This window comes from Oligosphaera ethanolica (assembly GCF_030814695.1).
Lineage (GTDB): Bacteria > Verrucomicrobiota > Lentisphaeria > Oligosphaerales > Oligosphaeraceae > Oligosphaera > Oligosphaera ethanolica.
In genome coordinates this window covers 1,679,989-1,700,969 of record NZ_JAUSVL010000001.1, presented here as the reverse complement: position 1 = coordinate 1,700,969, position 20,981 = coordinate 1,679,989, and the positions used below count along the sequence as shown (strand labels likewise).

Below are 20,981 nucleotides of genomic sequence, written 5' to 3'. Positions count from 1 at the left end.
AATTAATCCGTGAGGGGCGTGACGGTGAGTGTTTCCTTGGCGCGGCGGGCGTCGCTTTCCGCAAAGCTGAAGTCGTCCTGCTGGCCGTGGACGAAATAGACCATGCGGTTGCCGGTGCGCGATTTGGAGCTGAAGCCGAGCTGTCCGAGGTTTGGCGCCTTGTCGTTCCAGAAGATGATACTGGAGAAGGGGGAGAGCGCCACGCAGCTATGCGCCCAGCCGTCGCCGCGCAGGGCGAACCACTGTGGCTTGGGGTTGCGGCCGCTGATACCGCCGGTTTCGCTGACACTGTTGTCCATGGGGCCCTTGGTGCCGGCGTTGTCGAGGTAATCGGCACTGAGGCGGTAGAAGCCGCGGTTGTAGGTGCTGCCGGCGGGTCCGTCAAGGTCGATGGTGAGTTCAAAGCGGTCGGGCAGGAAGGTGTAGGTCTTGGTGTAGGTGCTGCCGTTCTTCAGTGTTTTAGCCACAACCAGGGTGCTCTTGGCGGGGCCGTTTTCCAGCACGTCGAAACGCTTAATGACGCCCTGATCTTCGCTGCTCCAACCGGTCGGGGCGGAAGACACGATAAAGTGGCGGAGGAAAGGCGCATGGGTGGTGAAGGCGCGTCCCGGTGCGAGGTCCATGAGGACGCCGTCCCGGAAAGCGAGCTGATACGTGTCGGTGCTGACCGTAGCCATGCCGGGCTGATCGCCAAGCTGCAGCAGCGGTCGGCCGCTGGGATACATGCTCAGGCCTGGCTTGGCGGCAACCGTGAAAACGATATCGCTGTGGGCAAATAGCTCGCTGAAAGCCAGGCTGATCTGACCGCGGCGAGCGTCGGCTGCGTCGGGCGTGAACTGCGCGTGGGGAAGAAGCTGCTCGATATCAGTGTCCAATTGTGGATTAATCTGGCGCAGGTAAACACGGACGTCGTTGGGCTTGAGGCCGCTGCCGGCGGGCAGCTGGCTGGAGAAGTCCACCGGGAAAGACAAGGGCGTCCGTCTTGCGGCTGGGCCGTCAGTGCGCAGGGCGAAGGAGGCACGCAGGGGCCACTCGGGCCGCTCCGACTCAATAAGATCTGTGCGGGTTGATATATTATCATCGGGGGTGAGGTCACTGCCTTTGCGGGGCGTGACGACTGCGATGAAGGTATAGTCGCCGCAAAATCTGTCGGGCCTGAGCTTGAAGGCGACCGTGGTGGTTTTGCCGGCGGCGATGCGGCCAGTGGGAAGGCTTTGCAGGAGCCGCTCGTCGCTGATTTCATTGAGGTAGAGCTTGACGTCGGCGCGTTGGGCGGCGCGGGAGTGATTGGCGACAATCGCAGGCAGAGTGAAAACATACGGACCGGTCGCGGGAGGAGTGAGGTCGAGTCCTTTGAGGAAGAGCTGGAGGTCGGGCTGTTTGGCCATGCTGCCTGAGAAGACCTCGTAATTGCCGGTGCCGGGTAGTTGCAGGCCACTGGTCCCGACGGTGGCGCTGATGCGCTCACTGCGCTTTCCCTGTTCGTCCAGGCGATAGATCAGAGTGGCCCCGCGAGTGAGCTTCTTGAGGGCCTCAGTTGGAATAGGCAGGCTGTTGTCCTGGACAATGGCGATTTTGAGGTGGTCGTTGGCTTCTTGGTTGACGATGGTCATGGCCAGGAGGCTGGTCGTGCCGTCCATGCGCGGCAGGGTATCTTTCATCACGGCCTGGTAGAAGAAATTGGGCGCGTGGATTTCGGCGTGGATCAAGCCGTCGTCACCGAGAACGAGCTGCTGCTGGAGCCGGGGGCCGTCGACGGCAAAGCCGTTGGGGCAGAGGCGGTACTGGCGGCCCTTGAGGACGATGTCGCGGGGCTCGTTGGCGATATTGACGACGATGCTGCTGCCGTCGGCGAAATCAGTCTGTTGGAGATAGCGGTCGGGGCTGAGGAAGCGATGGCTGAGCATTTCTTCCATACCGAGGACTTCATGGACCTTCGTGGTGTGGAAATAGCTGCGGAGGAAGGAGCCGCGGTCGTGTGTCCAGGTGCCCTTGTTGATCCAGAAGGTGGACATGGAGGCCAGGAGGACATTGAGGGCGTCTTTGCGGGGAGTGACTTCCGGGGCGGCTTCGATGAGGAAATCGGTGGTGTCGCCCCAGTACCAGGTCGAGCTGATGCAGTCATGAAAGACCAGGTCCCACAGCGGCACGCGGCGGGTGCCGATGCCGTACACTTCGTAACGGGTGTAGAAACGATCGGTGGGCACGCCGGTGCCGCGAGTGTCGTCTTCCTTGGTTTTGGGGCGGCGCAGATGGCCGGCCGGCCATGAGTAGTTGCCGCCGGACTGCATGCCTTCCAGATAATGCAGATCGCGGGCGCACCACCACTTGCCTTGCTCGCCGCCGGCGACCAGATTGAGATTGCCGGGCTCCCAGTTGCCGAAGTAGGCGAAGATGTTTTCGGAATGCTGGCGCTTTTCCATGCGGGATATGGGGTGATCAGGGTGGTAGCATTCGTAGAGGCCCTCCGCGGAGGTGACGTCGAGGAAGCGGGCCAGGTAGGGGTAGCGTTCGAGGTCGGGTGGAATCACGCGCTTGGCGGCGTCGAGGATGAGCGCGGGGCAGCGCTTGTAGGACGTACGGGACTTGTCAAAGGGTATCCAGGCGACCATTTTTTCGCCATTTTCCTTTTGGACGATGTGGCCGGGGATGGGCGCACTGAGGGCGTCGATCTGGTCTTCGGGCTTGTCGTTATAGACGTCGGTGTAGATGTCATATTTGCCGGGGAGGTATCCCAAATCGACCATTTTCTGCATGTGCTCGGGTGCGCACTGGCCGTTGATGAGCAGCTTGTTGATGCCGTAGCTCTTGGCGGAGGGGGGAAAGGTGGCGTTGTTGCCTGCCCAGATGTCGGCCGCGCCCATGAGGCGATGGACATTGGGGTTGTGGCGGGCTTTTTCCTTGAGGGTGACGACATAGCCGTGCTCCTGGGCCCATTCCCGCCAGGTCTTGGCGATGCTGACATAGCCGCCGGCGGCGACGAAGACAAAGCGGTACTGGCGCTGGCGGGCGCCGAAGGTCTTCATGGTCGGCAGCCATTTGAGCTCGGGAACGCGCGTGGTTCCTTCGCCGTGGGGGACTTTGATGAAGGAGTAGGAGCCGTCTTCGGGGGTATCGACAATGAGGCCGTAGCCGTTGCCGCTGGCCATGTCAAGCATGCAAATGAAGGGCAGCTCGCTGGCCGTGCTCATGGTGGTGCGCAGGAATGGCTCTTGATTGAGCTGGTAGAGATGACCGGCGGAATAATCTGCGGCGATGAGCGACCCTTCCTGATCCGGGACGATGAAGCCGATGATTTCACTGACGCTGCCCGTCATGGGCGCGGCGCCGTCCTCGGGCGTGACCGTGAAGATGAGCTCCGGTTTGCTGGCATGGAGTTCGGCGCGGACCAGCAGGGGGGTGCAGCCGGGTTTCTCACGACGGTAGCTGACGCCGCGGCCGTTGCTCAGCAGGCGGCAGTCGCGATAGGCGGGTTCGGGGGCCTTCTCCTTGATGCTGGGGGCGGCCTTGTCGGCGCTGCGCAGAGTCAGCTGGGCAAAGGTGTCGGGGCTGGAATGCCGCCAGGTCTGCGGAAAGTAGATCTGGCCTTCGCGCTTCGATGGGTTGTCCGCGTCGTTGACGCCGATGGCAAAACGGAAGGGCTTGGCCGCTGAGAGCTGGAAGGCCGGCAGGGGTAGCCGCAGGTCCAGGCGGTAACCGGTGGCGGCGCTGCTGACATCGGCCTTGGCGGTGGCGATATCCTGCCCGTTGTTGATCAGGACGCGGGCTTTGCCGGGCGTGGGCAGGACGGCGTACTGGCGGCTGTCCAGCCAGAATTCAATGGAGTCCTGGTGCCACCAATTATCGGTGGTGGTGGCAGGGAGAAACGCTTCATCGGTGATGTCCATGCTGACCAGCAGTGCGTCGCCCTCCCAGCCAAGCCAGAGGGTGGCGGAACAGTCGGCGGGGCCGCTGATGGCGCTGGCGTCGCCGGTCATGCGGTGACTGATGGGGTAGGGCGTGGATTGTCGGATGGTCGCGGCGCTGGCCGGCGCGATGTCCATGGCGACACTGGCGATCGCCACGTTCCCGGGCGCGGGCTGCGTCCACGTCCGGCCGTTGCGGCTGTCGCGCAGCTGCCAGTGGCCGGTGAAAGGATCGACCGTCGCCTCTAAATGGCGATTACGGAAGCTCAATGGCTCGGCCGCGAGGATAAAACCGCAGAGGATGGCACCCGCAAATAGCTTGATGGTCATGGCTGCTCCTGGTTGACGGGGACGCAATGGGTGAAAAGGGGGAAGAAAGGCGACCCGGCAAATATAGTAGCCACGGGGGCAAGGACAAAAAATGTTGGTAATGTGCGCAATTTTGTGATAAAAAGAGAGACTTGACGCAGTCGTTCTGAAGCCTTTGTCAGCGCCGAAGGCGCTTAAGGGCGGTAGCTTGCACACGCAACCAGACCTAAATGCCACATTGGCGGCAATCCCAAGGGCATGAAAGTGACTTACTGGGTGCGCAACGTCCGCCTGTTGTGCGAGTGACAACGGCGCTTGGGCCAGGGGCAAGAAGCGCCTGGTGAACCCGCGCCGGCGCTGGTTGTACATGCCAAATCGTTGTCGTCGCGCAGTATTACGCCGTGACCTTTTCGGCGCGGCCGCTGGCGGCGGATTTGATGATCGCGTCGGTGATGACGGCGGTTTTCACGGCGCTTTCGATGGTGCAGAGCGGCGACGTGTTGGTTTGCACAGCGCGGACGAAGTCCTCGATCATCGGCAGATGCCAATTGGGCCTGACGCCTCTGGTGTCGCCGGAAAAGGACTCGGGGATTTCCTCGTAGCCATTGGGGTGGGCTACTTTGTATATGGGCGAGTTGAAATGGGGCGGGCATTCTGGCCAGTAGATGCGGCCTTTGGAGCCGTAGAATTGGTAGGCGTGGCGCAGCGGCGCCTTGGCGGTCATGTTGAGAATGATCGAAAACTGCGCGCCATTGGGGTAGCGCAGGATGATGTTTTCGAGGTCGTCGATGTCGTAGTCCGGCTGGTGGTCGCAGTTGCAGGAGCTCATGCAGGCGAAGACTTCTGAGGGCATGCCGAAGAGCACCAGCGACAGATTGAGCAGGTAGAAGCCGAAGCCCAGGATCGGCGACATGCCGAGTTCCTTGCGGAGGGGTGCGTTGCTGGGGTTGTAGTAGTTTTCTTCGTCGTGGGCCCAGCCGCCGACGAGGTCGCCGATTGTGCCGTCTTGAATCAAGCGGTAGGTGGTTTTGAACTGATTGGTGAAGAGACGGTAATTGGAGCAGCAGGTGACGCGGTCGCTTTTCTTGACCGCGTCGAGCAGCCGCAGACATTCGGCGCTATGGATGCCCAGGGGTTTTTCGCAGAGAATGTGCTTGTTGGCGGCCAGGGCTTTCAGGCACATGTCGACATGGAGGTGATGCGGCGTGGCGATATACACCGCATCGACGTCGGCCTCGGCCAGGGCCTGGTCGTAGTCGTAATAAATAGTCGAGACGTTGTTGGCGCGGGCCAGCGACTCGGCGCGTTTGGGCGAACGACCGCAGACGGCCACCAGCTGCGAATTCCGCGCGGCACAGAGCGCTGGTGCGACCCGATTGTGAGCGATGTCGCCGGGGCCGACCAGCAGCCAGCGGACCATTTTGCCGCCGGCCTGGAATTCATGCCGGGGTGATGCTGCGGGCGCGGTGTGGCAGGACATGCTGCCGTTGCTGGGCGTGGGCATGGTTGCTCCGATGCTCATGGTGTTAGTCAGCGTTTGCTGCCTTGGTTTCGGCCTTGGGCATCGCGGAAGACTGTGCGGCCCGAGTTATCTGTGGCGGTGCCGAGTTGACGGCCTTGGGCGTCGCGGAAGACGCTGCGCTTGCCCTGCTGGGTGGCGGTGACGGCGGTGCGCCCTTGGGCATCGCGATAGACCGTGCGCTTGCCCTGGGTGGTGCCCGTGCCGAGGCTGCGGCCTTGGGCATCGCGATAGACCGTGCGGTTGCCCTGTTGGGTCGCGGTCATGGTCGTGCGGCCCTGGGCGTCGCGATAGACCGTGCGCTTGCCGGTGGTGACGGCGCTGCCTTGGTTTCGGCCCTGGGCGTCGCGAAAGACCTGCCGTTCGGCGGCAAAAAGTGCGGTGCCGGCCCAAAGTGCGGTGATGACAATTAGAATGTTGCGCATGATGTGTCCTCCCTGTTTTCAGTTCCCCGAATGCGGCGGCGGTGTCCAGCTGCTGGCAGCAGCTGTCTACGGGTAGTATACACCCGATTCACTTTGTTTGACGGCACTACCGGGATTGGTGTGGGAGCGCTACGCTTAGCGGGGCCGGCGAGGCGTCTTGATGATTATATCTGGCGGTGCGGGCTGCAAGCCGGCGGGAAGGGCCGGGAAAACAGGCGAGATGAAAGCCTGCGCTTACGGGTGGTTGTCAGGCTTGAAGACCTTGGCATCCAGCGAAGCGACTTGCCGGAAATGTTTTTGATTGGCGCTGCAGAGGCGTAGTGAATGTTCGCAGGCCGTGGCGAAGACGAGGGCATCCGCGAGTCGAAGACCGGATTTCAAAGCATATTCTTCCATGAAGATAATGGCGCGGTGGGAGATGGCTTCCGTGACTGGCAGCATGTGAAAATTGAGCGCGTTGAGGAACTGCTTAATGAGCATCTGCTCCCGTTTGTCGCGGGCGCCCTGCATGAGCTCCATGTAGTTGATGGCAGAAATGAAGCGCTGGTCATCTGCATCAATTTCGCTGGCAGCGTTGGGGGAGCCTTGCAGTGCCCAGATTAAGACATCCGTATCGAACAACATCAGTTGCCTCGCGGTTCGCGGAGTTTTTTGACGAAGGCCACGGCATCGGCTATCTCTGTGCGTTTCGCCCACATTCCAAATGCAGGCAGATCGGCGACCTTGACTGTAGATTTGGTCGCCTCGCCCAAGGGCAGGATCACTGCTCGCTGCCGTCCACGATGGGTAAGAATTACCCGCTCGTGACGGTCGATGGCAGACATGACGTCTTTCATTTTTTTTCTGAGATCAAGTACGCTTGCTTCCATAACTATACCTCCTTTAAGTGTACAGTTATACTGTGCACTTCGCAGGCGCGGATGCAAGCTGTGAATTGCTCCCTGAAGCAAATTTTTGGCTGCAGCGAGCAGTGTCCCTACTGGTTTGGCCTGGGTAAAAAACAGGCGGGGCAGTGTGGTCACTGCGCCCGCCTGTAGAGGTGCTTGGGATGGCGTCCGGGATTTACTTGTTGTCCCAGGAGTTTTCGACACTGCCGTAGGCATGGCCTTTGGGCAGCGGGCCGATGAAGTTGATGAGCTTCATGGTGCCAACGTGGCCGTCTTGGTATTGGATGTTGAGCTGGCCGTTATGGCGGCCGATGGGCAGGCGGGTGTAATCACTTTGGGCATTGTTGCCGTAGTAGGTGGTCGTGCCGGAATAATTGGTGGGCGTCATCCACTGCCAGTCTGCAGTACCTTGGGTTTGGCTGTTCCAGGCTTCGGGGCTGCCGCTGGAGGTGTTGGTTGACGTGGGCAGCTGGGCGCAGTCAATGAAATAGGCGGTGTTAGACGGGTCGGCGATTTGTTTGGCGCTGTAGGAGCCGTTCCACCAGCTGAATGAGTAGGCCACTGCATAGCCGCGGCTTAAGGACGCCGCCGAGGGGCATTTGAGGGTTTTGGCGTCGCCGTAGTAGTTTTGATTCAGGCTGTGGTTATACCAGCGATTGCCGCCGTTGTTGCTCCAGCCGGCGCCTGGCGTGTGCTGGTCGTCATAGTCGTCGAGATACATGCGCATGGCGGTGCCCAGCTGCTTGAGGTTGCTCGTGCAGGAAATGGCGCGGGCTTTCTCGCGGGCTTTGGAGAGGGCCGGTAAGAGCATGGCCGCCAGAATGGCGATGATCGCAATGACGACCAGCAGTTCAATGAGGGTAAATGAGCGGCGGAGGATATTCATGGTTGTACTCCTGACTTATTTTTGGGGAGGTATTATCTCGCGGAACGACTTGACCGATATATGGGGTGAACGCTGGAAGGCAAGGATGGATATGCGTCTGTGGATTTAGACGAAGATAATTAGTAGTTGTTCCTATAAAGAATGATAGCGATAGTAATATAATTCCATGAGCAGAAACTTCACGGGAAATATCGGAGAATAATGATCTTTTCTGGTAATCGGTCAGCCATTGATAACCAAAACTGTGGTGCCTCTACGAGGCACAGGCTCTTGGTGGGCCTTCTCACCCCAGGCAAAAGCCTGGGGTTAAGCATGGTTAAGCGCCTACGGCGCAAAAATATCGCTGAGTCGGGGAGTACATTTTACGGGAATGATGTAGCCTCACGGCATGGCGGCCTCACGGCATGCCGTGAGGCTACGAGGGAACCGCGGCGTGTCGTGGAGTAGCGGCGTGTCGTGGAGTAGCGGCCTTCAGTAGCATCACGGCCTGCCGCGAGGCTACGAGGGTTCGGCGGCCTGCCGTGAGGCTACGAGGGTTCGGCGGCCTGCCGTGAGGCGGTGCGCGGCCAGTCGGGGTGCTATTTGCGGATTTGCTCGACGCGGATAGCGATGGGCAGTTGTCGGAGGAAGGCTCGGCTGTAGGCGCGGATGCCTGGGTCGGTCCAGGTGACGATATCGGGTTCGGCGGCGTTGGTGAGAGGCGCAAAGGCCAGTTTGATATCGTGGTGCGCGGTCATGAGGTCGTTGAGGCGGGCGAGATCGGGGTCGGGGGTGCGGGTGAAGTGCCATTGGCCGTCATTGAGGAAGAGTTCGACGCCGATATTGTAGTTATTGCGGTAGTTTTCAGTGGCGAGGATGATGTCGGTGGCGCCGTCGTCATTCCAGTCGACGGGGACGACTTCGGTGCGGGTGTGGGCGTAGAATGGGTTGCCGTTCTGGAGCCGGAGGGGAATCGGTTCGGTAAATTTGGGTGCCTGGCCTGGCGTTTGGGTAAAAGGCACGACATGGAGGCGTGCTTTGGCGCCGGGCATTTCAGTGCGGCGGTTATCGTCAAAATGGGCGATGAGAGCGGGCTGGCCGTTGTAGGTGGTGACGCCGGGTGTGCAGCGATAGGCGATGGCACTGCGTGGGGGGAGGCTCTGGAGATCCCTTTTGAGGTCCAGTGCGTAAGTGGTCTTGCCCAGCGGGTCTTCGCAGATGAATTCGGTGAAGACGCCTTCGGCGGGGCAGCTGAAATCGGTGGGGTGTGCCTTGCGGCGGTCTGGGTATTCGCGGAAATGCTGCACGGCCATCCATGTATAGGAGCCGAGGTGGAGGCGCTCGGCGAAGGGTGGTGGGCAGTGCTGGCTGCGGCAGAGCAGCTGGTTATTGACGGTCAGGGCGCTACCTTGGCGATCCCAGGTCAGCTCAATGCGGTAGAAGGCATCACGTTGGAGGACGACGGGCAGGCGGGTGGTCATGGATTCGCTGCCCAGTTGGCAGCAGAGTCGGCCGTCGGGCAGTTGGGCGAGGGTGAAGCCGGGCAGGGCTGCCATGAGGTCGGCGAGGGTTTTGGTTTGGTAGTAGAGATTATGCAGGGCGCTGGCGTCGAGCTGTTTGCTGTCCCAGAAGACACTACTGAAAAAGACGCGGCCCGTGGGTGGTATGGCGCTGTCATTGGGGGTGAAAGTGAGGCGGATGGCGCCGCCGGCGGGCGTGAGCTGGTCGCGGCATTCCCAAGAGAGATAGTCGAGGGAGCTGCGCGGAGTGATGCGCAGGCCCTTGCCACGTTTGGTCTTGACGATGTCTGCGTAGTCCGTGCATGGCTTGGGGGCGAGCTGCTCTTCGGGGGCGAACTGACCGTTTTCGAGTTGGCGGTAGAGTGAGAAGTAACCCAGGCGCCAGTTGTGTTCGGTGTTGCAGAGGACGTCCAGGCGGCCATCGCCATCGGCGTCAAAGCAGCGGATTTGGGCGTAGAGGGCGCCGTATTCAGTGCTGTCGGGGCAGCCGTAGCGCTGCGCGTCGGGTGCTTCGAGGGCGATGGGCTCCAGGCGAGTGAAGAGGCCGTCTTGGTAGCTGAAGCGCGCGAGTTTCATGGCGGCGGCGATTTGGCAGAAGATGAGCTGGCCGTCGTTATGGAGATCGGTGATGGCGAAGTTCGCCAGGCCGGCGTAATTCAACGGCGCCTGTCGTTCCAGGCAGCGCAGAGGTGTCTCGGTGGCGGCGACGCTCAGCACGCTGCCTTTGGCCAGGCGGGCGCCGCGGACAGAGCGCAGGAAGAGATCGTGGGTGCCGTCTTGGTTGATGTCATGCCAGGCGAAGAACGGGTAGTAGCGCCGGCATTCGATGGGCGCACCGGCGTCGGTCTTGACGACTTCGGCTTTGTTGAAGGCGAATTCCTTGGCCGTGCCCTCGTTGAAGGACACGTAGAGGAATACCGGCACGAGGACGGACAGGTCCAGGAGTCCGTCGCCATTGAGATCGTCCAGGGACAAAGACGGCGTGCAGACGCTGCTGCCGCGGGCGGTTTCCAGTGAGTCCGGGATGACGAGTTTGATTGGCTTGGCCGGCCCGAAGTGGAGGACGCCCTTGGCGTCCAGGCCCAAGCCTTTGCGGAAGATGATGCTCGGGACGGCTTGTTTGAGCTGGATGGCGACGGCGTCGGCGAGGCCATCGCCGTCGAGATCGCCGTAGGCGTAGCGCCAGCCGCGGGGGAGCTCGGCCACGGTGCAGGGATCGGCGAAATCGAGTTGACCAGGGCGTTGGCTGATGTTGCGTGCGAAGAGCGGCGCAGTGTTGTAGTAGCGGCAGAGAAAGAGGTCGATTTTGCCATCGCCATCGACATCGGCGGGATCGACGACGGAGAAGGCCAGGCCGTGGTGTTCGTCGGTGCCGATGGCTTCGTCCATGCTGTCTCTGGCGAGGAAGTGATGAGCCTCGGCGGTTTTGAAGGGGCCGGGGGCGCCGAGGTTCTGGAAGATGTGGGCGAAGTCCGTCCAGCGGCCGGCAATGAGGGCGGGTTTGCCATCGCCGAAGATGGGCGCAAATTTGGCCGACCAGATATTTCCGGGTAGGCCGGTGGTTTCACGGGCGTTGAGCATAAGCTGATCGCCCATGCCGAGGAGGCGCTGCAGGGGCAGGGCGCCACCATGGTCACTGGCAGGCGCGATGTCGATGCGAAAGCGCCGTGCGGCGCCGGCGATGGGCCAGGCTACGCGGACGCGGTCGGGCGTGAGCGGCGTGACCTGGCAGACGAGAGCGGCGGGAGCGTTAGCGGCGGCGTTGTTGCCGCTGTCATCGTCATGTAAGGCGGCGATAGTGATGCCCATGCGATCAAGGGATTTGCCGGCGAGTTCTTCGAGAACGATGAAGTCGATGGTGTACTGGGCGATCTGGCCAGGCTGGATGTCGTCGCCCGCACAGCGAATGACGATGCAGCAGCCAGCGGTGCCGCTTGCGCCGGCAGCGCTGCCGCTGTCCACCAGTTCGGTTTTGGCGAGGGGCGCGAGTTGTTCGTCCAGCCAGGTGAGACGCGGCGGCGTGAGTCGTGGTTGGGCGGCAATTTCCTGGCGCAGGCTGGGAAGGTGTCTGGCGTAGCGCCGGTTGAGGGCGCGGGCGAGTGGGGTGGGCTGTGCCAGCTGTTGCTCGTAGGGCTGGACACTGTTTGGGCCCAGTTGGGCGTGGATGGCGCCGGCGGCGATGAGCACGACGATGAAGCACAGGCGACGGCGGGTCATGGTGGTTCTCCGAATAGGTCAGTGACGGGTGTGATAGACAGCGTTTCCTTGGCGCGGCGGGCGTCGTTTTCGGCGAAGCTGAAGCCGTCCTGCTGGCCATGGAATCCCCCCGACAGTGTTTTCTGGTTTTACGGGGACTAGCGAACAGCGAGATGCAATATACTTGCGGCGAAGACAACGACAAAGGGCAGATGGTATGACGTTCGGCCTATTTGTGCAAGGCTTCAGTCATTGGCACCAGATTTTTTTCGCCGTCTTGTGCTTTCACTGCCAAGGGCGCGACCGAGCAGGCAATGGAAGACGAACAATACAGGCGCTCTACCCAGTGCGGCGGTCCCGGGGGCAATGCCGCCGGGACGGCGGACCGGGGAACGGTTGCGGGTAGCCGCTCGAACGTCGTGCGAGTAGCTGACCCCATGCGACGGTGCGGGCGAGACGCCCGCACCACGGCCGGGATAGGAGCGCCGGGACGGGGGCCGGGGAACGGTTGCGGGTAGCCGCTCGAACGTCGTGCGAGTAGCTGACCCCATGCGACGGTGCGGGCGAGACGCCCGCACCACGGCCGGGATAGGAGCGCCGGGACGGGGGCCGGGGAACGGTTGCGGGTAGCCGCTCGAACGTCGTGCGAGTAGCTGACCCCATGCGACGGTGCGGGCGAGACGCCCGCACCACGGCCGGGATAGGAGCGCCGGGACGGGGGCCGGGGAACGGTTGCGGGTAGCCGCTCGAACGTCGTGCGAGTAGCTGACCCCATGCGACGGTGCGGGCGAGACGCCCGCACCACGGCCGGGATAGGAGCGCCGGGACGGCGGCGGTCCCAGGATGTATGCCGCCGGGACGGCGGCGGTCCCATGATGTATGCCGGCGGGACGGGTGCGTTTTCGTGGCTGAACGGAAAACCGGGGCTACTGTATGCGGGTGATGGTCCGCAAGCAGTTGCGACGCCGTGAAGATGCAGCCAAAGAACACAGGGAGAAGACGATGATGAAATTGACGAGTGCGATGACGTTGTTGTTGGCGGTGGGAACGCTGGCCGTGGGGCAGGAGGTCTATAGGTGCCAGTTCAGCCCGGAGGAGATGGCCGAGTGGCAGCTTGGCGACCTGGCCCGAGTCGTCGAGGTCGCTGGTGTCCGTGCGCTGGAAGTGAGCATCCCTGCTGGCAAGGCCGGGACCTATTTTGCGTCCAGGCCCTTTCCCATTGAGCAGTATCGCGGCAAGTGGCTGAATATGACCTGCCGCATACGCTTTGAGGATGTCACCCAGCCGGCCGATAGCTGGAATGGCACGAAATTCATGCTGACATACGTGAAAGGCGACGGCAAGACCAGCTGGAATCACTCTACGGGCCAGCACGGCAGCAGCGACTGGCAACAGGCCTCGCGATTCTTTCGGGTCGATGAGGGCGCCAGCAGTGGCCAGTTTCAGCTGGGTCTGCAGGACTGCAGTGGCAAGGTGTGGTTCAAGGATGTGGTTATCACTCTCATTGATATGGCCAATGTCTATCCGCGACTGGTGCCCGAGGACTATCGCATCGAATACAGCGAGCGGGTCAGCAAGGATCCGGTGCGGCGCGGCATGATGTCGCCGCATTTTGGTCCGAACACGCTGGCGAAGGACCTGCCGGTGCTGGCGTCGTGGGGCGCGAATGTCGTGCGCTGGCAGATGTCCCGCAACTGGCACAAGCGCAATGACAACCAGGACCTGCCGGAGTATTTCCGCTGGATCGACGAGAAGATCGCCCAGGCGAAACAGGGCCTGGATCGCTGCCACGAACTCGGGTTGCGGGTGATTCTGGACCTGCACGTCGCTCCGGGCGGGCGGAATCTCGACGGGCGCATGAACATGTTCGACAACCGCGAGTACGCCGACGCCTTCGTTGAGGTCTGGCGGCGCTTCGCCACCGCCGTGAAGGGCCATCCGGCGCTCTATGGCTACGACTTGATCAACGAGCCGCAGCAGTTGGGGGTGGCTTTTGCCGTCGATTACCTCAGCCTGCAGCACGAGGCCGCAAAGGTCGTTCGCGCCATTGATCCACAGACGCCGATCATCATTGAGTCAAACGAGTGGGATTCGGCGACGGCCTTCTCCTACCTGAGCCCCATACCCATGAAGGACGTCATCTACCAGGCGCATATGTATTTCCCCGGCGAATACACCCACCAGGGCGTGAACAATCGGAACGTGGGCCTGAAGTACCCCGATCCCGAACGCAACTGGGACAAGGAGGCGCTGCGCCGGCACCTCCAGCCCGTGCGCGATTTCCAGCTCAAACACGGCGCGCGCATTCTCATCGGCGAATTCTCGGCCGCGCGTTACGCCGAGGGCGCCGAACACTACTTGGCCGACTGCATTGCGATCTTTGAAGAATACGGCTGGGACTGGACCTATCACGCCTTCCGTGAATCGCCTATCTGGAGCGTGGAAATGACCGGCACCGTGGATAAAGCCGTGCCGGCAACGGCAGACACGCCTCGCAAACGCGTGCTGCTGGAGGGCTTCAAGAACAATCAGCGCTGAAGCTGCGGCGGCCCCGCCGGGTCGATGTGAAAAATTCACAGCGCCGCGCGCAAAATCATCGCGCAGCGGCTTTTGGTGGTGTGCACAAGGGCCGGGTGCTGTGTACTGTATGGCTGACTGCGACTGCTATTGGCAGTGAAAGCAAATGACTGGCGGAGCGGTTTTCAGGCGCTGCCCGCCGGCCGGTGGTTCCAACACGAATCAAGGAGAAGGACCTATGGCGACATTGGCGATCGATGGTGGCCCCAAGACCGTGACCAACAAATTGACTGGCTGGCCGAAATTCAGTGAAGAGGCGATTGCGGCTGTCGAGGCCGTCATGCGCTCCGGCAAAGTGAATTATTGGACGGGCCCGAAGGGCATGGAGTTCGAGAAGAAGTTTGCGGCCTGGCAGGGCAGCAAATACGCGATCAGCGTCAATTCGGGCACGTCGGCCTTGCATGTCGCCATGGCGGCGTTGGGCATTGGCCCCGGCGACGAAGTGATCGTGCCCAGCTACACCTTCATTGCCACGGGCTTCTCGGTGGTGCAGGCCGGCGCCATTCCGCGTTTTGCGGACGTGAATCTCGACGACCACTGCATCAGCATTGCCTCGGCGGAAAAGCTGGTGACGGCGCGGACCAAGGCGATCATCCCGGTGCATCTCTATGGCAACGTCTGCGACATGGACCCGCTGTTTGCTTTTGCCAAGAAGTACAATTTGTTTATCATTGAGGACAACGCCGAGGCTATTGGCGGCGAGTACAAGGGCCGCAAGACCGGCACGCTTGGCCATATCAACGCCTGTAGTTTCTGCCAGAACAAGACCTTCACTACCGGCGGCGAAGGCGGCATGGTCACCACCGATGACGAAGACCTCGTCTGGGCCGCGCGGAGCTTCCGTGACCACGGCTACGACGTCAAGGAACGGCTGAATCTGCTGGAGCTCGAACAGAAGTTGCCTTACATCCATAATCGGGTGGGCTGGAATTACCGCATGACTGAGCTGCAGTCCGCCATCGGCCTGGCCGAGTTGCAGCGTCTGGATGACTGGAATATGCCCAACCGCCGCCGCAATGCCCATATCGTCATGGACGCCCTGCGCGATCTACCGCAGGTCAAGTATATGCCTATCGACACGCCGGAGCGCCGCAATGGCTGGTTCGTGATGGCTTTCTCGCTGAATATTGAGCAGATGAACTGCGACATCGCACAGTTCGTCAAAGCCGCCGGTGCCGAGGGCGCGCCCTGCTGGAAGGTCTTCTGGCCGCAGTGCCACACCGAAAAGGCCTACATGAAGCAGAACGGCTTCGGCCGCACGGGTTTCCCCTTCAATTCCAAGGAATACACGGACGCCGCCAGCGTCGACTACAGCAAAGTCGAGGTCCCCAATGCCCGCTGGCATGAAACACACACCTTTACCTGCTTCGCGTATCCGACGTACAGTGCCGACGATATGGAACAGATCGCCGCCGCACTGGTGAAGGTCATCAAAGCCTATTCGCGCTAAGCGCTGGCCCGGCGGGTCGCACAGCGCGGCCCGCGTTGCGTCAGCAAAGGAGGCACAATGGAAAAAGTCCGTTTTGGCATTATCGGCGCCGGCGGTATCGCCCGCCGCCGCACCATTCCTGGCATGCTCCAGGCCGAGAACATTGAGGTCCGCGCGGTGATGGACATCGTCAATGCGCAGGAGATCGCCGACGAATTCAAGGTGCCGCGCGCCTATAACAGCCTCAATGCGCTGCTGGCAGATCCCGAGATCGACGCAGTGTACATCGCCACTCCCGTGAATCGCCACCTGACGCAGATCATGGCCGCGGCCGCCTGCGGCAAGCACATCCTCTGCGAAAAGCCGCTGACGATGAATTCGGCGGACGCGGCGGTGGCGGTGGCTGCCTGCAAGAAGGCCGGCGTGTACCTGCAGGAGGGCTACATGATGACCTTCCACGGCGCGCACCAGGCCATTCGGCAGCTGATCGCCGCTGGCAAGATCGGCAAGGTCGTCTATATGCGCGCACAGCTGTCCTGCTGGTATCCGCCGATACCGGGCGCCTGGCGGCAGGACCCGGCACAAGGCGGTGGTGGCGCGCTGATCGACATGGCGACCCACCTCTATGACCTGCTGGCATTTTTTGCCGGCCCGATCAACCGCGTGGTGGCCTTCACCGGCCGGCAGGTTCAGGGCTACCAGTCGGAAGACTCTTCGACCACGCTGCTCGAATTCGCCGGTGGCGCTCACGGCACCGTCGATGCCTTCTTCTGCATTCCTGACGAGGCGTCCCGCACCCGCCTGGAAATCTATGGTTCGCAAGGCAGTATCTTCGCGGAAGGGACCATCGGCCAAAGCCAGGGCGGCACCGTCGAGGGCATTTTCGGCATCGGCGCCGGCGGCTATGACGCCGCGCAGACCAAGGATGTCGCGCGCAGCTTCGCGCCAGTGCCATTCGCGGAGCTCAATCCCTATACGGCCGAATGCGCGGCCTTTGCCGACTGCATCCTCAACAAGCGGCCGCCGCAGGTCAACAACGGCGACAACGCCATCCGCATCATGAAGATCACTGAGGCGGCCTACACCTCGGCTAAGGACGGCTGCGTGCACGTCATCAAGTAGGGCGGACCTGCGTGTCCGCCCATGGCTTTTTTTTTTCTCACGCGAAGGCGCGAAGGCGCGAAGAAGGCTTTTTTATCCGCAGATTACGCAGATTAAGGAAAATCAAGGCAGATTATGGCGTCGTGTCTTGCCGCTGCGCGGCAATTCACGCCGCCGGTGGAAAGGCGCGAAGGCGTTGTCTCACGCGAAGGCCGTCGTTCAGTGGCCGCACGCGTGCGTGCGGCGATAAAGAATGCGTGGGGTAGGGGCGGCCCTGCGTGTCCGCCCGGTTTCTTGCTCAATACGTATCCCAGTGGTTTTGGTTGTGCTGTGACGGCCAACCGGCTGGCAGTGGCCCGAAGAATTGGCGCCAGTTGAGGGATTCGACATGGCCGTCGAGCATGAGGGTATTGACGTTGCCATTGTGGCGGGGGACGGGGCGGCGCAGCTGGTTGTTCCACTGGTCAGTGACGGTGTAGTTGGTGCCGCCGGGCATGGTCGCCTGGTAGGACGACGGCCCGGTCTGTATTGCAATCCACGTCTCGGGGTTGATGTTGCCGGTGCCCTCGGAGCTGAGGTTTGCGGCATCCATGAGTGCCGACGTGTAAGACGGCGTGCGGTAGCGAGACATGGTGTAGCAGGTACCGCCGGCGGCGGCATTCCACGGCATGACGTAGCCATTGCAACCGTAGCCGCGCGTGTACTCGCCTTTGCTCGGACAACGGAACATCTTGTTCTCGGCGGAATAGCCCCCGCAGTATTCACCGAGATAGTTATACCAGTATTTTGTGGCCGTGATCGCATACATGCCATGGGGCGTCACGCCGTCATAATCGTCCATGTACTGGGTGAGGCAGAGGCCGAACTGCTTGAGATTCGACACGCAGGCAATGGCCCGCGCTTTCTCCCGCGCCTTGCTCAAGGCCGGCAATAACATTGCGGCCAAGATCGCAATGATCGCAATCACCACCAGGAGCTCAATCAGCGTGAAACGAATGATGTGACGTGTGCTGGACATGGCTGCCTCCTTGTTACTGTTTCCGTGGCTATATGGGATGATAAAAACAAGGTGTGCTTTACGGTGCAATCGGCATGAAAAATTGTACTGCCGAATTCATGCAAAAGCAAATTTGCGCAAGTAGTGATTGCAGTCGCTGGACAGCCACGCGGTTTTATGGAAGGGACACGTTGACAAAATTCCTTTGCGGCCATTGTGTACTGCCCGGCCGGCGAAATACATTAAACGAGCCTTCTTCGTGGACTGATCGTCGACTTGATCCGACGGATCCGACGGATCGGACGGATCAAATCGACGATCCGTCCGATCGGTCCGATCGGTCCGATCCGTCCGCGAAAAAAGACAGTTGATCAGTCCGATCGGTCCGATCAGTCCGATCCGTCCGCGAAAAAAGACAGTTGATCAGTCCGATCGGTCCGCGAAAAAAGACAGTTGATCAGTCCGATCGGTCCGATCAGTCCGATCCGTCCGCGAAATAAGACAGTTCGAATAATCCCCCCACAGCAAGGAGCGTACTCACGATGGACAGCATGCGGTGTATGGCGTTATGTAGTCTGGTTGGTCTGGTGGGTGTCCAGTGCGTCCAGGGTGGTGGTCTGCCGGCCTTGCGAGTGACGGCGGATCAGCGGGGGCTGTGCACGGTGGCGGGTGAGCCATTTTTCTACCTGGGCGACACTGCCTGGGAGTTGTTTCATCGCTTGGATCGCGCCGAGACTGAGCAGTATTTTGCGGATCGCGCGGCGAAAGGCTTTACCGTCATTCAGGCCGTGGCGCTGGCGGAGCTCGACGGCTTGCGCGTGCCCAATCGCCAGGGCGACTGCCCGCTGCTGGAGATGGACCCGTTGCGACCGAACGAGCCATACTGGCAGCATGTCGACTGGGCTGTCGCCCGTGCCAACGCCATGGGGCTCTACATCGGCCTGCTGCCGACTTGGGGCGACAAATGGAACAAACGCTGGGGCGTCGGCCCCGAAATCTTCACGGTCGAAAATGCCCGTGTCTACGGCCGCTGGCTGGGCCGGCGCTACCGCGAGGCCGGGGTGATCTGGATCATGGGCGGCGACCGCAATATCGAAAGCGATGCGCAACGCGACATCATCCACGCCATGGCTGCGGGCCTGCGCGAAGGCGATGGCGGCGCGCATCTGATCAGCTACCACCCGTCCGGCGGCCAAAGTTCATCAAGCTTCGTGCAGGACGCGTCATGGCTGGATTTCAACATGATACAGTCCGGCCACGGCCGCGGCGACACCATAGTGCGCCTGCTGGCCAAGGATTGGTCGCTGACGCCGACGCGGCCCGTGGTCAACGGCGAGCCGGCTTACGAGGCGCACCCCAATCACTTCCGCAAGGGGGACGACGGCTGGCTCGACCAGCACGACGTCCGCAGGGAACTCTATGTGACGATCTGCAGCGGCGGGGCGGGCTATACCTACGGCGCGCATCCGATCTGGCAGTTCTACGACCGGGGCCGGGCGCCGGTGAATGGCCCGCGCCTGACTTGGCAGGAAGCGCTGGCCTTGCCGGGAAGCTCACAGCTCAAGATCGCCACCGCGCTGCTGCGCGATAAGAACCTCTGGCGGCGCGAGCCCGCCGGTGAGCTGATTGTCAAGCCCGAAAAACAGTCGGTGTTTCCGGCGCAGGCCTGCTGGAATCCCGAGCGCACGCAGGCGCTGGTCTATCTGCCAGAAGGGCAGCGGGCGACGCTGGACCTGGCGCTTATCAAGGGCGCGCAGGTGTCTTTCGAGATCATCAATCCGCGCAGTGGCGAGGTCGTCGCCAAGGGTGAAGTTGCTGGTGGGGGTGCGCAGACCATTACCCCGCCCGAGTCCTTTGATGGCGGACGGGACTGGCTGCTGTATATCATGGCGCGGCCCTAGTCCTTAACCGGTTTGAACCAGATGCCGCTGACCTCGCTTTGCGCGTCGGCGGCCAGCAGTTCCTGGTGCTGCGCGGTGACCTTGCGGAAGGCGTCAATGTACTGGTCGATGATCGCCGGCTGGAAGTGCTTGAACCACGGCACGGTGATCACTCGGGCATTGACGCCCGCCGACACCGGCAGATCGCCGGTGAGCGCTAGCGGATCGCTCGCCGGCGGCCAGTTCACCCGCGCGGTGGGCTGGCCGTGCCCGTAGATGTCCACGTCGTAGAAGAGCTTCGACTGGTGCAGCGGCCGATTGCAGCCGGCGTGGACATTGCGCACGCCCTCGGCCTGCAGCGCCTCTATGAAACGCGGTAGCGATAGCCCGCCGAGCTTGTCGCGGTCATAGAAGACGACAGACGCGTACCAGCCGGCCTTGCTGCTGCCGGGGTCGCGCGGGTAGTGGGCGCGAATGCCCGGCAGCTTGCCGATGGCGTCTGTGAAATAGCGCATGGCGCGGTCAATCTCGGCGATTTCTCCAGGGTATTTTTTGAGCTGTTCGACGCCGACGGCGGATGACAGCTGATGAATGCGGTATTTGTAGCCGCCCCAGGGAATGGGCCCGATGGCGGGATCGAGGTCTTTGCCGAGCACGGCCTGCTGCCGCTCGTAGTGGGCGAAGCGCACAGCGCGCTTGAAGATCTCCTCGTCGTCACAGAGGAGCATGCCGCCCTCACCGATGGCGAAGGATTTGCCGGTCATGAGTGAGAAGGCGGCGACATCGCCGAAGGTGCCGAGCATGCGGTCCCGGTAGAGGCCGCCCTGCGCGTGGGACACGTCCTCAATCACCTTGATGCCGTGCTTGCGGGCGATGGACATGATGGCGTCCATATCGGCCGGGTGAGAGAGATAATGTACGACCATGACGACTTTGGTGCGCGGGGTAATGCGCGCCGCGAAACTCTCTGGGTCGAGGCAGAGCGTGTCGGGATCGACATCGGCGAAAATAACCCTGGCGCCCAGAGACAGCGCCTGCACGGCGGACGCCCAGTAGGTGATGGACGGGCAGATCATTTCGTCGCCCGGGCCGAGCCCCAGACCATACATGGCGCAGTGCAAGGCCGCCGTGCCGCTGCTGTTCGCCAACGCGTACTGGCGGCCGTTCCATGCCGCGTAGGCTGCCTCGAAACGTCGGGTGATGTCAATGCCGGACATATTGCCCGCGCGCAGGCAGGACAGCACCGCCTCCTCAATGGCCGGGGTGATGATGGGCCAGCGGAAGATGCCGTCGTCGTGTTTGCTGACAGCTGGGCTGCCGCCAAGTAATGCCAGGGTGCTCATGCTGTTCGTGCCTCCTCGTATGACGCGG

At 61.6% G+C, this 20,981-nt stretch carries 13 protein-coding genes; 4 read left to right on the top strand and 9 right to left on the bottom strand.

The window, feature by feature from the left end; translation table 11 throughout:
* Positions 1-2: 2 nt before the first annotated feature.
* From J3R75_RS05670 to J3R75_RS05640, 7 genes are all read right to left on the bottom strand, one after another.
* Complete coding sequence (locus J3R75_RS05670; protein ID WP_307260407.1) at positions 3-4,235, bottom strand: glycoside hydrolase; 4,233 nt, start codon at positions 4,233-4,235, stop codon at positions 3-5.
* Positions 4,236-4,608: 373 nt separating this feature from the next.
* Positions 4,609-5,736 (bottom strand): Gfo/Idh/MocA family protein, encoded by a 1,128-nt coding sequence (locus J3R75_RS05665; RefSeq protein ID WP_307260406.1) that lies wholly within the window; start codon positions 5,734-5,736, stop codon positions 4,609-4,611.
* Between the two features lie 8 nt (positions 5,737-5,744).
* Positions 5,745-6,158: a hypothetical protein gene (locus J3R75_RS05660; RefSeq protein WP_307260405.1), complete on the bottom strand. Its 414-nt coding sequence runs from the start codon at positions 6,156-6,158 to the stop codon at positions 5,745-5,747.
* Between the two features lie 234 nt (positions 6,159-6,392).
* Complete coding sequence (locus J3R75_RS05655) at positions 6,393-6,782, bottom strand: type II toxin-antitoxin system VapC family toxin (RefSeq protein ID WP_307260404.1); 390 nt, start codon at positions 6,780-6,782, stop codon at positions 6,393-6,395.
* Complete coding sequence (locus J3R75_RS05650; RefSeq protein ID WP_307260403.1) at positions 6,782-7,027, bottom strand: type II toxin-antitoxin system Phd/YefM family antitoxin; 246 nt, start codon at positions 7,025-7,027, stop codon at positions 6,782-6,784. The genes J3R75_RS05655 and J3R75_RS05650 overlap by 1 nt, the downstream gene beginning before the upstream one ends.
* Before the next feature lie 193 nt (positions 7,028-7,220).
* Positions 7,221-7,931, bottom strand: a complete 711-nt coding sequence (locus tag J3R75_RS05645; RefSeq protein ID WP_307260402.1) for a DUF1559 family PulG-like putative transporter — start codon at positions 7,929-7,931, stop codon at positions 7,221-7,223.
* Between the two features lie 578 nt (positions 7,932-8,509).
* On the bottom strand, positions 8,510-11,647 hold the full coding sequence (locus J3R75_RS05640; protein WP_307260401.1) for an FG-GAP repeat domain-containing protein: 3,138 nt from the start codon (positions 11,645-11,647) through the stop codon (positions 8,510-8,512).
* 981 nt (positions 11,648-12,628) lie between these two features.
* On the opposite strand from J3R75_RS05640, the gene J3R75_RS05635 reads away from it, so the two are divergent.
* From J3R75_RS05635 to J3R75_RS05625, 3 genes are all read left to right on the top strand, one after another.
* The gene (locus J3R75_RS05635) at positions 12,629-14,164 is read left to right on the top strand and encodes a glycoside hydrolase family 5 protein (RefSeq protein ID WP_307260400.1); all 1,536 of its coding nucleotides are present in this window, start codon (positions 12,629-12,631) and stop codon (positions 14,162-14,164) included.
* A 217-nt stretch (positions 14,165-14,381) separates the two neighbouring features.
* Positions 14,382-15,653, top strand: coding sequence for a DegT/DnrJ/EryC1/StrS family aminotransferase (locus J3R75_RS05630; RefSeq protein ID WP_307260398.1), 1,272 nt, complete (start codon positions 14,382-14,384; stop codon positions 15,651-15,653).
* A gap of 57 nt (positions 15,654-15,710) precedes the next feature.
* Positions 15,711-16,754 (top strand): Gfo/Idh/MocA family protein, encoded by a 1,044-nt coding sequence (locus J3R75_RS05625; protein WP_307260397.1) that lies wholly within the window; start codon positions 15,711-15,713, stop codon positions 16,752-16,754.
* Positions 16,755-17,031: 277 nt separating this feature from the next.
* Here J3R75_RS05625 and J3R75_RS05620 read toward each other — a convergent pair whose 3' ends face one another.
* The gene (locus J3R75_RS05620) at positions 17,032-17,751 is read right to left on the bottom strand and encodes a DUF1559 family PulG-like putative transporter (protein ID WP_307260396.1); all 720 of its coding nucleotides are present in this window, start codon (positions 17,749-17,751) and stop codon (positions 17,032-17,034) included.
* 521 nt (positions 17,752-18,272) lie between these two features.
* Between J3R75_RS05620 and J3R75_RS05615 the strand changes: the two genes are divergently transcribed.
* The gene (locus J3R75_RS05615) at positions 18,273-19,631 is read left to right on the top strand and encodes a glycoside hydrolase family 140 protein (RefSeq protein ID WP_307260395.1); all 1,359 of its coding nucleotides are present in this window, start codon (positions 18,273-18,275) and stop codon (positions 19,629-19,631) included.
* On the opposite strand, the gene J3R75_RS05610 is transcribed toward J3R75_RS05615, so the two are convergent.
* Positions 19,628-20,953 (bottom strand): DegT/DnrJ/EryC1/StrS family aminotransferase, encoded by a 1,326-nt coding sequence (locus J3R75_RS05610; RefSeq protein ID WP_307260393.1) that lies wholly within the window; start codon positions 20,951-20,953, stop codon positions 19,628-19,630. The genes J3R75_RS05615 and J3R75_RS05610 overlap by 4 nt on opposite strands.
* Positions 20,954-20,981: the final 28 nt, after the last annotated feature.